Annotated in this window: 12 protein-coding genes; 6 read left to right on the top strand and 6 right to left on the bottom strand. The window is 57.7% G+C overall.

The window, feature by feature from the left end; all coding sequences use genetic code 11:
• Positions 1-40: 40 nt before the first annotated feature.
• From mnmE to rpmH, 5 genes are all read right to left on the bottom strand, one after another.
• Positions 41-1,411, bottom strand: coding sequence for a tRNA uridine-5-carboxymethylaminomethyl(34) synthesis GTPase MnmE (gene mnmE / locus PMI25_RS22280; protein ID WP_007960771.1), 1,371 nt, complete (start codon positions 1,409-1,411; stop codon positions 41-43).
• An 81-nt stretch (positions 1,412-1,492) separates the two neighbouring features.
• Entirely contained in the window at positions 1,493-3,175 is a 1,683-nt protein-coding gene (gene yidC / locus PMI25_RS22275) for a membrane protein insertase YidC (protein WP_007960770.1), read from the bottom strand.
• Positions 3,176-3,177: 2 nt separating this feature from the next.
• Positions 3,178-3,423: a membrane protein insertion efficiency factor YidD gene (gene yidD / locus PMI25_RS28285; RefSeq protein ID WP_010465488.1), complete on the bottom strand. Its 246-nt coding sequence runs from the start codon at positions 3,421-3,423 to the stop codon at positions 3,178-3,180.
• The gene (gene rnpA / locus PMI25_RS28280; RefSeq protein ID WP_202962695.1) at positions 3,416-3,817 is read right to left on the bottom strand and encodes a ribonuclease P protein component; all 402 of its coding nucleotides are present in this window, start codon (positions 3,815-3,817) and stop codon (positions 3,416-3,418) included. The genes yidD and rnpA overlap by 8 nt, the downstream gene beginning before the upstream one ends.
• A 16-nt stretch (positions 3,818-3,833) precedes the next feature.
• On the bottom strand, positions 3,834-3,968 hold the full coding sequence (gene rpmH, locus PMI25_RS28275) for a 50S ribosomal protein L34 (RefSeq protein ID WP_003213577.1): 135 nt from the start codon (positions 3,966-3,968) through the stop codon (positions 3,834-3,836).
• A gap of 566 nt (positions 3,969-4,534) precedes the next feature.
• Between rpmH and dnaA the strand changes: the two genes are divergently transcribed.
• The 5 genes from dnaA to PMI25_RS22245 all read left to right on the top strand — a co-directional run bounded on the left by dnaA (position 4,535) and on the right by PMI25_RS22245 (position 11,496).
• The gene (gene dnaA / locus PMI25_RS22265; RefSeq protein ID WP_007960768.1) at positions 4,535-6,058 is read left to right on the top strand and encodes a chromosomal replication initiator protein DnaA; all 1,524 of its coding nucleotides are present in this window, start codon (positions 4,535-4,537) and stop codon (positions 6,056-6,058) included.
• A 39-nt stretch (positions 6,059-6,097) separates the two neighbouring features.
• Positions 6,098-7,201 carry a DNA polymerase III subunit beta gene (gene dnaN / locus PMI25_RS22260; RefSeq protein WP_007960767.1) on the top strand — a complete coding sequence of 368 codons (1,104 nt, stop codon included), beginning with the start codon at positions 6,098-6,100 and terminating at the stop codon, positions 7,199-7,201.
• Positions 7,202-7,215: 14 nt separating this feature from the next.
• Positions 7,216-8,319 (top strand): DNA replication/repair protein RecF, encoded by a 1,104-nt coding sequence (gene recF, locus PMI25_RS22255; protein WP_003220208.1) that lies wholly within the window; start codon positions 7,216-7,218, stop codon positions 8,317-8,319.
• 5 nt (positions 8,320-8,324) lie between these two features.
• Entirely contained in the window at positions 8,325-10,742 is a 2,418-nt protein-coding gene (gene gyrB, locus PMI25_RS22250; protein ID WP_007960764.1) for a DNA topoisomerase (ATP-hydrolyzing) subunit B, read from the top strand.
• A gap of 235 nt (positions 10,743-10,977) precedes the next feature.
• Positions 10,978-11,496: an Hcp family type VI secretion system effector gene (locus PMI25_RS22245; protein WP_007960762.1), complete on the top strand. Its 519-nt coding sequence runs from the start codon at positions 10,978-10,980 to the stop codon at positions 11,494-11,496.
• A 47-nt stretch (positions 11,497-11,543) separates the two neighbouring features.
• Here the strand turns inward: PMI25_RS22245 and PMI25_RS22240 are convergent, their stop codons facing one another.
• Positions 11,544-12,281 (bottom strand): response regulator transcription factor, encoded by a 738-nt coding sequence (locus PMI25_RS22240; RefSeq protein ID WP_007960761.1) that lies wholly within the window; start codon positions 12,279-12,281, stop codon positions 11,544-11,546.
• 168 nt (positions 12,282-12,449) lie between these two features.
• Between PMI25_RS22240 and PMI25_RS22235 the strand changes: the two genes are divergently transcribed.
• A complete protein-coding gene (locus PMI25_RS22235; protein ID WP_007960760.1) occupies positions 12,450-13,982 on the top strand; it encodes a sensor histidine kinase in 1,533 nt (510 codons plus the stop codon).
• Positions 13,983-14,097: the final 115 nt, after the last annotated feature.

The following is a 14,097-nucleotide window of genomic DNA, read 5'->3' as shown; positions in this document are numbered from 1 at the left end:
AACCAAGGGGCTGTGGATAAATTGTCCGCAGCCCCTTTGGTCATTTACCGATGCAGAAGCTGGAAAAGATCCGGCCAAGCAGATCATCGGAGCTGAATGCCCCGGTGATTTCTCCCAGAGAGTGCTGGGCCTGACGTAAATCCTCGGCCAGCAGCTCACCGGCGCCGGCCAACGTCAGCTGTGCGCGACCATGTTCCAGCGCTGCACTGGCATGGCGCAGAGCCTCCAGATGACGGCGACGGGCACTGAAGCTGCTTTCCGAGGTTTGCTCATAGCCCATGCAGGCCTTGAGGTGTTCGCGCAGCAATTCCAGCCCTTCGCCAGCGGATTTGGCGCTGAGGCTGATGGTCACGTGGCCATCGTCGCTGACTTCCAGAGCGATTGCTTCACCCGTCAGGTCAGCCTTGTTGCGGATCAAGGTGACTTTGGCCGGATCCGGCCGGGTTTCGAGGAATTCCGGCCATAGGGCAAACGGATCTGTAGCTTCCGGCGCGGTGGCATCGACTACCAGCAGCACCCGATCCGCTTCAGTAATCGCTTTCAATGCACGCTCGACGCCGATCTTTTCCACATGATCGTCGGTGTCGCGCAGACCGGCGGTATCTACAACGTGCAACGGCATGCCGTCGATGTGGATATGTTCGCGCAGGATATCCCGGGTGGTGCCGGCAATCTCGGTGACGATCGCGGCTTCGCGGCCGGCCAGGGCATTCAACAGACTGGACTTGCCGGCATTCGGACGACCGGCAATCACCACCGTCATGCCATCACGCAACAAGGCACCCTGCCCGGCTTCACGCAGCACGGTGGATAACTCTTCACGTACCTTGTCGAGCATGCTCAGCACGTGGCCATCGGCGAGGAAGTCGATTTCCTCTTCCGGGAAGTCGATGGCGGCTTCGACGTAGATGCGCAGGCCGATCAGTTGTTCGGTGAGATTATGCACACGCTGGGAAAACGCGCCTTGCAAGGAGCGCAGAGCATTGCGTGCAGCCTGTGCAGAACTGGCCTCGATCAGGTCGGCGATTGCCTCGGCCTGAGCCAGGTCGAGTTTGTCGTTGAGGAACGCGCGCTCGCTGAATTCACCCGGGCGGGCCAGACGGCAACCCAGTTCCAGGCAACGCTTGAGCAGCATATCGAGGACGATCGGGCCACCGTGCCCCTGCAGTTCAAGCACGTCTTCGCCAGTAAACGAATTCGGTCCCGGGAAATACAGGGCCAGACCTTCGTCCAGCACCTGCTGATCAGCACTGAAAAACGGACCGTAATGCGCGTAACGCGGTTTCAGTTCACGGCCGCTGATGGCGTTGGCCGCAGCGCTGGCCAACGGCCCGGAAATACGGACGATGCCGACACCGCCGCGACCTTGAGCGGTGGCGACAGCGGCGATGGTTTCACGAGGTGCGCTCATAAACCGGAATCCAGACAAAAGTGGCAGATAGCAAAACGCCCCACTAGGGGGCGTTTTGAGTGGTGTTATCCACAGAGTAAGTTACGCCTCGGCTTTTTTCGTCGCCGCTTCGATCTTACGCGTGATGTACCACTGTTGGGCAATCGACAGGCAGTTGTTCACAACCCAGTACAGCACCAGACCTGCAGGGAACCAGAGGAAGAAGAAGGTGAAGATGATTGGCATCATTTTCATGACCTTCGCCTGCATCGGATCCGGTGGAGTCGGGTTCAGACGCTGCTGGATGAACATGGTCGCGCCCATGATGATCGGCAGGATGAAGAACGGATCTTTGATCGACAGGTCAGTGATCCACAGCATGAACGGCGCCTGGCGCATTTCCACGCTTTCCAGCAGAACCCAGTACAGCGAAAGGAAAACCGGCATCTGCACGAGGATCGGCAAGCAGCCGCCCAGCGGGTTGATCTTCTCTTTCTTGTACAGCTCCATCATGGCTTGCGACATTTTCTGCCGGTCATCGCCATGTTGCTCTTTCAGTGCAGCCAGTTTCGGCGCAACGGCACGCATGCGCGCCATGGATTTGTAGCTGGCAGCCGACAGCGGGAAGAAGATCCCTTTGATCAGCATGGTCAGGAAGATGATCGACCAGCCCCAGTTACCCACAATCGCGTGGATGTGTTGCAGCAACCAGAAGATTGGCTGGGCGATGAACCACAGAATGCCGTAGTCGACGGTCAGTTCCAGACCTGGGGACAACTGTTTCAGTACAGCCTGGCTTTTCGGACCGGCGTACAGAATGGCGCTGGTTTCAACTTTCGCGCCCGGTGCAGCGGTCAATGAAGGACCGGTGTAACCGATGATGTAGTTGCCCTTGCTGTCCTTACGCGTCTGAACGATGTTGTTTTCGCCCTTCGGCGCAACCCATGCAGTCACGAAGTAGTGTTGCAGCCAGGCTACCCAGCCACCGATGACGGTTTCCTTGAGCTGACCTTTGTCCATGTCTTTCATGGACACTTTCTTGTACGGCTCGGAACTTGTCCACAGGGCTGCGCCCAGGTAAGTCGCGGTGCCGGTGGCAGTGGTCGACGAAGGGTCGGCACTTGCATCGCGCTTCAGTTGGGCGAACATCGAACCCGACCAAGGCTGCGCGCTCTGGTTATCCACAAGGTAGGTCACGGTCACGTCATACAGGCCGCGTTTCAGGGTGAAACGCTTGATGTAGTTGACGCCGTCCTTGCTGAACTTCAGGTCGACGACCAGTTGGTCCTGACCGTCAGCCAGTTGATAACTTTTCTTCTCCGAGGCGTAAACCGGACGACCGGCCGGGCTAGCGTCCGGACCGTTGGTGCCGATCAGGCCGCTTTGTGCCAGATAAGTACGCTCGCCGCCGTTGTCGAACAGCTGAAACGGCACATCAGGACGATCCTGACGACGTGGATACAGTGGCAAAGTCAGTTGAGCAACGTCACCGCCCTGTGGATCGATCGCCAGATCGAGCACGTCGGTTTTGACCTGGATCAGATCCTTGCTGGCAGCGACCGGAGTTTCCACAGGTGCGCTGGTATCGCTGGCGGCACGCGGAATATCGTCACTGGCGGAAGCGTTATTGCCAGGAACGGTGTCCGGCAAACCGGATGCAGTCGTACTGGAAGCAACATTCTGAGTCGGCAGGGCAGCCTGGCCATAGTCCTGGTTCCATTTAAGAACCATAACGTAGGACACGATTGCCAGGGCGACGATCAGGATCGTGCGTTTGATATCCATGATTACTCGGCCATCGAAGAAGAACGGGAGGTAGGGATAGGTGGAACCGGGTCATAACCACCGGGATTCCACGGATGACAGCGACCTAAACGACGAAAGGTCAGCCAGCCACCGCGCAGAAGGCCATGATTTTCGATGGCTTCATACGCGTAGCAAGAACAACTGGGGTAGAAACGACAGTGACTGGCCATCAAAGGACTAATGGCGTAGCGATAAAACTGGATCGGAACGAGTGCCAGTTTACGCATCTGGACTGTCTACCCCTACAGTTTCGGTTTTGACCGCTGGAACTGGCTTGTTACGGGCCAGACGCTTCCAGAGTTTGCCGAAATGCTGAATCAATTCGGGGTTTTCTACGTCGCCCAAACCTTTGCGCGCGACGATAACGATGTCCCAGCCGACCAGAGCATCCTGGTGCAGACGGAACGATTCGCGCATCAGACGTTTGAGGCGATTGCGCTCGACGGAGAGCTTTACGCTCTTTTTCCCGATAACCAGCCCGAGACGGGGGTGATCAAGGTCGTTGTTGCGCGCAAGGAGCAGGAGATTTTTCCCCGGAACCTTGCCGGTAGGGGAGTCAAAGACTGCCTTGAAATGCCGGGGGGTAAGCAGACGCTTTTCCCGACTGAAGTCCTGACTCACCTCCAGTACCGGATTATCAAACTGCCAGACGCGCACGACCTTTGGCGCGACGACGCGACAGGACAGCGCGACCGTTCTTGGTAGCCATGCGAGCACGGAAACCGTGGGTACGAGCGCGTTTGATAGTGCTTGGTTGGAAAGTACGTTTCATGTCGTGTTACCTGGTTCGTCCACAACGGGCCGGAATGGCCCCCGTTTTAAGAGACCGGGGATTCTAGAGAAAGCAAGCCTTCAGGTCAATTTCCAACCAGCGTTTCCTTATAAATAGATCTCTGGAGCTTGCGGAAGCGAAATCCTGTTTGCCAGACATAAAAATAAAGAAGGGAATTATTTAAAGCTTTTCTGTAAAGCTTGTAAAAGCTAGGGCAGCCATCTTCTGTGGATAACCATCTTCAGCCCTTGTAGAGCGTGATGTACAGAGAATGACAACTACAGTGGAAAACCGTGTTCAGCCTGTGCTGCGCTGTCGGATAACCTGTGTGTGGAATGGCTTGTTATCCACAGGCTGGTTATCCACCGAGTTCCACCCCCAGTTGTCCAGTGCCCTCAGAGGTGGTTATCCACAGAGCTTATGCACACACCGTTGGTCGCCTTTTTACCGGTTAACGCATTGATTAATCATGCTCACCCCACAACCTGCATGTGGATAAGTGGACGGCTCGCCGTTACAATGGCCGCTTGTTTTTGCCTCACCGGCTTTCAACTTAGGGGATATCCGTGTCAGTGGAACTTTGGCAGCAGTGCGTGGAGCTTTTGCGCGAGGAGCTGCCTGCCCAACAATTCAACACCTGGATCCGTCCACTACAGGTCGAAGCCGAAGGCGACGAGTTGCGCGTCTACGCACCGAACCGTTTTGTGCTGGACTGGGTCAACGAAAAGTACCTCGGTCGCGTCCTTGAACTGCTGGATGAGCACGGCAACGGCATGGCGCCAGCGCTTTCCTTATTAATAGGCAGCAAACGCAGCTCGGCACCGCGTGCCGCGCCGAACGCGCCGTTGGCTGCTGCACAGGTGTCTCAGGCTCAGGCCCATACCGCGCCGGCCAGTGCCCCAGCCCCCGCTCCAAGTGCAGCCCCGGCCAAGCGCTCGACGCAGAAAACCGAGGAAGTCAGCGAAGAGCCGTCCCGCGACAGCTTTGACCCGATGGCCGGTGCGGCCTCGCAACAAGCCCCGGTTCGCGCCGAACAGCGCACGGTGCAGGTCGAAGGCGCGCTCAAGCACACCAGTTACCTGAACCGCACCTTCACCTTTGAGAATTTTGTCGAAGGCAAGTCCAACCAGCTCGCCCGGGCGGCGGCCTGGCAGGTGGCGGACAATCCCAAGCACGGTTACAACCCGCTGTTCCTTTATGGCGGCGTCGGCCTGGGTAAAACCCACTTGATGCACGCAGTGGGTAACCATCTATTAAAGAAGAACCCGAATGCCAAGGTCGTGTACCTGCATTCCGAGCGTTTCGTGGCTGACATGGTCAAGGCGTTGCAGCTGAACGCGATTAACGAGTTCAAGCGTTTCTACCGTTCGGTGGACGCTCTGTTGATCGACGACATTCAGTTCTTCGCCCGTAAAGAGCGTTCCCAGGAAGAGTTTTTCCACACCTTCAACGCCCTGCTTGAAGGGGGCCAGCAGGTCATTCTCACCAGTGACCGCTACCCGAAAGAAATCGAAGGCCTTGAAGAGCGCCTCAAATCCCGCTTCGGCTGGGGCCTGACGGTTGCCGTCGAGCCGCCGGAGCTGGAAACCCGCGTGGCGATCTTGATGAAGAAGGCCGACCAGGCCAAAGTCGAGTTGCCTCACGACGCGGCGTTCTTCATTGCTCAACGAATTCGTTCCAACGTCCGTGAGCTGGAAGGCGCGCTGAAACGCGTGATCGCCCACTCGCACTTCATGGGCCGCGACATCACCATCGAGTTGATCCGCGAATCCCTGAAAGACTTGTTGGCACTGCAGGACAAACTGGTCTCTGTGGATAACATTCAGCGCACCGTCGCCGAGTACTACAAGATCAAGATCTCCGACCTGCTGTCCAAGCGCCGTTCGCGCTCGGTGGCACGTCCGCGTCAGGTGGCCATGGCGCTGTCCAAGGAACTGACCAACCATAGCCTGCCGGAAATCGGCGATGTGTTTGGTGGTCGCGACCACACGACGGTGTTGCACGCCTGCCGCAAGATCAACGAACTTAAGGAATCCGACGCGGACATCCGCGAGGACTACAAGAACCTGCTGCGTACACTGACCACTTGATGAACACCAGCGCAGCTTATTAAGGCAAGGGACTAGACCATGCATTTCACCATTCAACGCGAAGCCCTGTTGAAACCCCTGCAACTGGTCGCAGGCGTCGTCGAGCGCCGACAGACCTTGCCGGTACTGTCCAACGTGCTGTTGGTCGTCGACGGCCAGCAACTGTCGCTGACCGGTACCGACCTGGAAGTCGAGCTGGTCGGTCGCGTGCAACTCGAAGAGCCGGCCGAAACCGGTTCCATCACCGTGCCTGCGCGCAAGCTGATGGACATCTGCAAGAGTCTGCCCAACGACGCGCTGATCGACATCAAGGTCGATGAGCAGAAGCTGGTCGTGAAGGCCGGTCGCAGCCGTTTCACCCTGTCGACCCTGCCGGCCAACGATTTCCCGACGGTTGAAGAAGGCCCGGGTTCCCTGACCTGCAGCCTGGAGCAAAGCAAACTGCGTCGTCTGATCGAACGCACCAGCTTCGCCATGGCCCAGCAGGACGTGCGCTACTACCTCAACGGCATGCTCCTGGAAGTCTCGGCCGGTGTGATCCGCGCCGTGGCTACCGACGGTCACCGTCTGGCCATGTGCTCGATGCAGGCCGATATCGGTCAGCCGGATCGTCACCAGGTGATCGTGCCGCGCAAAGGCATTCTGGAACTGGCGCGGCTGCTCACCGAGCCGGATGGCAACGTCAGCATCGTTCTGGGTCAGCATCACATCCGCGCCACCACCGGCGAATTCACCTTCACCTCGAAGCTGGTCGACGGCAAGTTCCCGGACTACGAGCGCGTTCTGCCGAAGGGTGGCGACAAGCTGGTACTGGGCGATCGTCAGGCCCTGCGTGAAGCGTTCAGCCGTACCGCGATCCTGTCCAACGAGAAGTACCGCGGTATTCGTCTGCAACTGGCCAGCGGTCAGTTGAAGATCCAGGCCAACAACCCGGAGCAGGAAGAAGCGGAAGAAGAAGTGGGCGTTGAATACAACGGCGGTTCGCTGGAAATCGGCTTCAACGTGAGCTACCTGCTCGACGTGCTGGGCGTGATGACCACCGAACAGGTGCGCCTGATCCTGTCCGACTCCAACAGCAGTGCGCTGGTGCAAGAGTCCGACAATGACGACTCGGCTTATGTTGTCATGCCGATGCGTCTGTAATCAGCTGATCCTGGATGTCCTTAAGTCGTGTTTCGGTCACCGCGGTGCGTAATCTGCACCCGGTGACCTTCTCCCCCTCCCCCCGCATCAACATTCTTTACGGCGCCAACGGCAGCGGCAAAACCAGTGTTCTGGAAGCCATTCATCTGCTGGGGCTTGCCCGTTCGTTTCGTAGCACGCGGCTGTTGCCGGTTATCCAGTACGAGCAACTTGCCTGCACCGTGTTCGGTCAGGTCGAACTGGCCGAGGGTGGCCACAGTGCACTGGGGATATCTCGCGACCGTCAGGGCGAGTTCCAGATCCGCATCGACGGGCAGAACGCCCGCAGCGCTGCGCAACTGGCCGAGATCCTGCCGTTGCAACTGATCAACCCCGACAGCTTCCGCCTGCTCGAAGGTGCGCCGAAGATTCGCCGGCAGTTTCTCGATTGGGGTGTGTTCCACGTCGAACCGCGTTTCATGGCGACCTGGCAGCGTTTGCAGAAGGCCTTGCGCCAGAGAAACTCCTGGCTGCGGCATGGTACACTTGACGCCGTTTCGCAAGCGGTTTGGGACAGGGAACTGTGCCAGGCCAGCGCTGAAATCGATGAATACCGCCGCGCTTACATCAAAGCCTTGAAACCAGTCTTTGAACAAACCTTGAGCGAACTGGTTGAGCTTGAAGGTTTGACGCTCAGCTATTACCGAGGCTGGGACAAGGACCGGGAATTGAGTGCCGTATTGGCTGGGTCCGTGCAACGGGACCAGCAAATGGGTCATACCCAGGCCGGACCGCAACGCGCTGACTTGCGCCTTAGATTGGGCGCGCACAACGCCGCGGACATCTTGTCCCGGGGTCAGCAGAAGCTGGTGGTCTGTGCTTTGCGAATTGCCCAAGGGCATCTGGTGAGCCAGGCCCGACGCGGCCAGTGTATTTATCTGGTGGATGACTTGCCGTCCGAGCTGGACGAGAGCCACCGTCGCGCGCTGTGCCGCTTGCTGGAAGACTTACGCTGCCAGGTTTTCATCACCTGTGTAGATCACGAATTATTGAGGGAAGGCTGGCAGACGGAAACGCCAGTCGCTCTGTTCCACGTGGAACAGGGCCGTATCACCCAGACCCACGACCATCGGGAGTGAAGGCATTGAGCGAAGAAAATACGTACGACTCAACGAGCATTAAAGTGCTGAAAGGCCTGGATGCCGTACGCAAACGTCCCGGTATGTACATTGGTGACACCGACGATGGCAGCGGTCTGCACCACATGGTGTTCGAGGTGGTCGACAACTCGATCGACGAAGCCCTCGCCGGCCACTGCGACGACATCAGCATCATCATCCACCCGGATGAGTCCATCACCGTTAAAGACAACGGCCGTGGCATCCCGGTAGACGTGCACAAAGAGGAAGGCGTTTCCGCCGCCGAGGTCATCATGACCGTCCTCCACGCTGGCGGTAAGTTCGACGATAACTCCTACAAGGTATCCGGCGGTCTGCACGGTGTAGGTGTATCGGTCGTGAACGCCCTGTCCGAAGAGCTGGTATTGACCGTACGCCGCAGCGGCAAGATCTGGGAACAGACCTACGTCCACGGCGTACCTCAGGCACCGATGGCGATCGTTGGCGACAGCGAAACCACCGGTACCCAGATCCACTTCAAGGCTTCCAGCGAAACCTTCAAGAACATTCACTTCAGCTGGGACATCCTGGCCAAGCGCATTCGTGAACTGTCCTTCCTCAACTCCGGTGTCGGCATCGTCCTCAAGGATGAGCGCAGCGGCAAGGAAGAGCTGTTCAAATACGAAGGCGGCCTGCGTGCGTTCGTTGAATACCTGAACACCAACAAGACTGCGGTCAACCAGGTGTTCCACTTCAACATCCAGCGTGAAGACGGCATCGGCGTGGAAATCGCCCTGCAGTGGAACGACAGCTTCAACGAGAACCTGTTGTGCTTCACCAACAACATTCCACAGCGCGACGGCGGTACTCACTTGGTGGGTTTCCGTTCCGCACTGACGCGTAACCTGAACAATTACATCGAGCAGGAAGGTCTGGCGAAGAAGCACAAAGTCGCTACCACCGGTGACGATGCCCGTGAAGGCCTGACCGCGATCATTTCGGTGAAAGTGCCGGATCCGAAGTTCAGCTCGCAGACCAAAGACAAGCTGGTGTCTTCCGAAGTGAAGACCGCGGTCGAGCAGGAGATGGGCAAGTACTTCTCCGACTTCCTTTTGGAAAACCCGAACGAAGCCAAGCTGGTCGTCGGCAAGATGATCGACGCGGCCCGTGCCCGTGAAGCGGCGCGCAAGGCCCGTGAGATGACCCGCCGCAAAGGCGCGCTGGACATCGCCGGCCTGCCGGGCAAGCTCGCTGACTGCCAGGAAAAAGATCCTGCGCTGTCCGAACTGTACCTCGTGGAAGGTGACTCCGCGGGCGGCTCTGCCAAGCAGGGACGTAACCGCAAGACCCAGGCGATCCTGCCGCTGAAGGGCAAGATCCTCAACGTCGAGAAAGCACGCTTCGACAAGATGATCTCGTCCCAGGAAGTGGGCACGCTGATCACTGCACTCGGCTGCGGTATCGGTCGCGAAGAGTACAACATCGACAAGCTGCGCTATCACAACATCATCATCATGACCGATGCTGACGTCGACGGTTCGCACATCCGTACCCTGCTGCTGACCTTCTTCTTCCGTCAGTTGCCGGAGCTGATCGAGCGCGGCTACATCTACATCGCCCAGCCGCCGCTGTACAAGGTCAAGAAAGGCAAGCAAGAGCAATACATCAAAGACGACGATGCCATGGAAGAGTACATGACGCAGTCGGCTCTGGAAGATGCGAGCCTGCACCTGAACGAAGAGGCTCCGGGCATTTCCGGTGAAGCGCTCGAGCGTCTGGTCAACGACTTCCGCATGGTGATGAAGACCCTCAAGCGTCTGTCGCGCCTGTACCCGCAGGAACTGACCGAACACTTCATCTACCTGCCGGCCGTGAGCCTGGAAATGCTCGGCGACCACGCCAAGATGCAGGACTGGCTGGCTCAGTACGAAGTGCGTCTGCGCACCGTCGAGAAGTCGGGCCTGGTCTACAAGGCCAGCCTGCGTGAAGACCGTGAACGTGGCGTTTGGCTGCCAGAGGTCGAGCTGATCTCCCACGGCCTGTCGAACTACGTCACCTTCAACCGCGACTTCTTCGGCAGCAACGACTACAAAACCGTCGTCACCCTCGGCGCTCAACTGAGCACCCTGCTCGACGAAGGCGCGTACATCCAGCGTGGCGAGCGCAAGAAAGCCGTCACCGAGTTCAAGGAAGCCCTCGACTGGCTGATGGCCGAAAGCACCAAGCGCCACACCATCCAGCGCTACAAAGGTCTGGGTGAAATGAACCCGGATCAGCTGTGGGAAACCACCATGGACCCAAGCGTGCGCCGCATGCTGAAAGTCACCATCGAAGACGCCATTGGCGCAGACCAGATCTTCAACACCCTGATGGGTGATGCGGTCGAACCTCGCCGTGACTTCATCGAGAGCAATGCGCTGGCGGTTTCGAACCTGGATTTCTGATCCATCGTCCCATCGCTAACGCACGAATAAAAAAGCCAGCGCTATGCGCTGGCTTTTTTTTGGTTCTTTCCTGTTGGATTAAATCCTGCAAATTTTAAGACTATCCCTTCGTAGAGGAGAGACTCTTCCTACATATATCTGGATCGGTTCTATTTATCTTACAGCCGCTTCGCTAACTGCCCTACGGCACAGGTGAAGCATTGTCAGTGTCTAGAATCAAACAGGGAACTTAGTTATGCCAACACCTGCGTATTTGACGATCAATGGTAATCGACAAGGTTTAATCAGTGCTGGAGCTTTTACAGCAGATTCAGTGGGTAATACCTACCAGGAAGGGCACGAAGATCAGATTTTGGTACAAGCTTTCAGCCATCAAATCATCATTCCACGTGACCCTCAATCCGGCCAACCCACCGGTCAGCGGGTGCATAAGCCGCTCATGGTTACCAAGGTTTTCGACAAGGCATCCCCGTTGATATTCAGCGCCTTGACCAGTGGCGAAGTCTTGGACAATTGTCATATTGCCTGGTATCGAACTTCCGCTTCAGGTAAACAAGAACATTTTTTCAGTATTGAATTGGTAGACGCCGTTATTGTGGAAGTGAATTCCAGAATGCCGAATTGCCAAGATATGAATATGGCGCACTTCACACAGTTGGAAGACGTACATTTCACGTATCGTAAAATCATCTGGACGCATGAAATTTGCGGCACGACGGGTTCAGATGACTGGCGTGCACCTTTGGTCAACTGACACTCTCGGGCTGCCAAATATCGACCAGTTTGACTGGTCGATTCACCTTACGACTGCATCATGCTGTCAGCAGCTGTCGCAGATACACTCTCCAACCGATACCCATACCCATAAATCGTCAGCAACTGCCAACCGCGATCCGCCGTCAGCCCCAGTTTGTTGCGCAAGCGGTAGATGTGCGTATCCAGCGGCCGTGACGACGCAACTTCTTCGTGGGGCCAGAAGCGTTCGTATAAGTACTCTCGCGACAACGGCCGACCCAGGTTACTGAACAGGCAGCGTGCCAGGCGGTATTCACGCTCCGTCATGACCACGGCCTTGCCCTCGCGGGTGACGCTCAGTTCGGCATCGTCGAAGGTCAGGTCATTGAACGTCAGGACTTCGGCAGCGGTGCTGCGTTGCTGACTGTGCCGGCGCAGTACGGCGGCGACTCGGGCTTTCAGCTCGTTGGGGCGGAACGGTTTGCTGACGTAATCGTCGGCACCGGCGTTCAGCGCCTGGACGATATCGCTTTCGCCGTCGCGGCTGGTCAGCATGATCGCGGCGGGCGGCGACTCCATGTGTTCGCGGGTCCAGCGCAGCAGCGCCAGGCCGGTCAGGTCGGGCAGTTGCCAGTCGAGGATCAGCAGGTCGAAAGTGTCCCGGCGCAATTGGCGCAGCAGGTCCTCGCCCCGTTCAAAGCTGTGCAACGACCAAGGCTGGTCTCCCTCCGCAGCCATTTGCTGCAGGGTTTGCTCGACCCGCCGCAGTTCGGCAGGTTCATCGTCCAGTATCGCAACGCGCATACGCGTGGGTTCCTTGTTGCTTGGGCAGTGGCCGGCAACCATAACGGTCTGGCCTGTGCGGTAAAAGTAAGCCGTCCATCATCGGTCGACGTCCGCTATGATTCTTCGGATCTACGTCCTCAGACCTGTGGTCCATGAAACCATTCACTGTCCCCTGCCCTGTTTGTCATGAATAGCCCGCGTCGACGCGAAAGCCGCGAGCCGAGTCAGGTCCAGCGCCTGTTTCGACGGCTGGTGCGCGAGTGGGTGTGGATAAGTCTAGTGCTGTTGCCGCTGACTGCCTTGTTGTCGTATCGCGCGCAGATCAATCTGCACGACGTGGTACCGATGTGGAGTGCGTTGCTTTCGGTAGGGCTGGTAGCCTGCGTACTCGGATTGCTGCTGTGGCGCCCGCGCTGGGCGATCTGGGTGACATCGTGCGGTGTGGCTTGTGTGCTGCTGACCAGCGCCGGGCTGGCGGAAGTTCGGCACTGGTGGTCACCGACTCCAGCGGCGCTGGGCATGTTGTTCGGCTACCTGATCTGGAACTGGCGGCGCCTGAGCGTGGTGCTGACGTATTTTGGCTGGGAGCTGGCACGGCTGGACCGCGAGCCGAAAGTATTTCCGGAGCGCCGTCGTGCGCAATTCACCAGCGCTGATCAGCTGCAGGGCCAGATCATGGCACTGGAGCAAGCCATGAGCCGCACGCGCGATACTCGACGCTTCATTGCCGACGGTCTGGAATACCTGCCGGTGGCGACGCTGATCAGCGATCCCAAGGGGCAGATCCTGTTGGGTAATCGCAAGGCCCGTGTTTTGTTCGATCACCCGTTGGTCGGCGACGATGTCCTCAAGCAACTGGCCCGCCTTGGTTACCCGGAGTTGTCCACAGAACCACGCCCGGCGCTGTCGGACCTGACGCTGTTGGAGTTTCGCGATCACAAGGAACGCAGTTTGCGTCTGGAGCGCGCGGCATTGCTGCCGGTGGATGGCGATACTCCCATCGGCTGGCTGCTGAGCCTCACCGACCTGAGCGCCGAACGCGCCGCAGAAGAACAGCGCGGAGTCTTGCTGCGTTTTCTATCTCACGATCTGCGCGCCCCGCATTCGGCGATTTTGGCCCTGCTCGATGTGCATCGCCATCAAGCCGGAGCGGACTCACCGCTGTTCGAGCAGATCGAGCGCCAGGTACGCCGGGCGCTCGATCTGACTGACGGTTTCGTTCTGTTGGCGCGGGCCGAGTCTGAGGCTTACCAGTTCCAGCCCAGTCTGTTCGCGATGCTGGTACTGGACGTGCTGGATCAGGCGTTGCCCATCGCCCAGCAGAAAAGCATCAAACTGCTGCACACCATGGACGAACAATCCCAGGAGCGTCTGATCAACGCGGACCAAGGCCTGCTGACCCGCGCCTTGTTCAACCTTTTGGAAAACGCGGTCAAGTACAGCCCGCCTGATACAACGATCAAGTTGAACGTCAGTTGCCAGGGCGAGTGGCTGTGTTGTGAATTGACCGATCAGGGCAAAGGCATTGCCGCCGAGGAGTTGCCGGATCTGTTCACCCAGTACCGGCGTTTTTCGTCGGCGCAGGGGATTGATGGCGTCGGGTTGGGGCTGTCGATGGTCAAGGCAGTGGTCGACCATCATGGCGGTAATATCGAGTGCCGCAGTATTGTCGATCAAGGCACCACGTTCCGGCTGCAGTTACCGCTGATCTGCGAGTGAACAGGCACAAAAAAACCGGCTATATCAGCCGGTTCTTTTACTTCCGAAAAAAACTTATGCACCTTTTACGGTGTTTTATGAGCTTGAGAAATATATAAGTAAATCAATCGGTTAC

Origin of the sequence: Pseudomonas sp. GM30 (genome assembly GCF_000282275.2) — a bacterium.
Lineage (GTDB): Bacteria > Pseudomonadota > Gammaproteobacteria > Pseudomonadales > Pseudomonadaceae > Aquipseudomonas.
The sequence above is the reverse complement of the archived record's forward strand: the minus strand, read 5'-3'. Positions and strand labels throughout refer to the sequence as shown.

Coding starts and splice junctions, on each gene's coding strand:
- mnmE (WP_007960771.1), bottom strand. CDS start 1,411: ATGAGCGCACCTCGTGAAACCATCGCCGCTGTCGCCACCGCTCAAGGT.
- yidC (WP_007960770.1), bottom strand. CDS start 3,175: ATGGATATCAAACGCACGATCCTGATCGTCGCCCTGGCAATCGTGTCC.
- yidD (WP_010465488.1), bottom strand. CDS start 3,423: ATGCGTAAACTGGCACTCGTTCCGATCCAGTTTTATCGCTACGCCATT.
- rpmH (WP_003213577.1), bottom strand. CDS start 3,968: ATGAAACGTACTTTCCAACCAAGCACTATCAAACGCGCTCGTACCCAC.
- dnaN (WP_007960767.1), top strand. CDS start 6,098: ATGCATTTCACCATTCAACGCGAAGCCCTGTTGAAACCCCTGCAACTG.
- recF (WP_003220208.1), top strand. CDS start 7,216: ATGTCCTTAAGTCGTGTTTCGGTCACCGCGGTGCGTAATCTGCACCCG.
- PMI25_RS22245 (WP_007960762.1), top strand. CDS start 10,978: ATGCCAACACCTGCGTATTTGACGATCAATGGTAATCGACAAGGTTTA.
- PMI25_RS22240 (WP_007960761.1), bottom strand. CDS start 12,281: ATGCGCGTTGCGATACTGGACGATGAACCTGCCGAACTGCGGCGGGTC.
- PMI25_RS22235 (WP_007960760.1), top strand. CDS start 12,450: ATGAATAGCCCGCGTCGACGCGAAAGCCGCGAGCCGAGTCAGGTCCAG.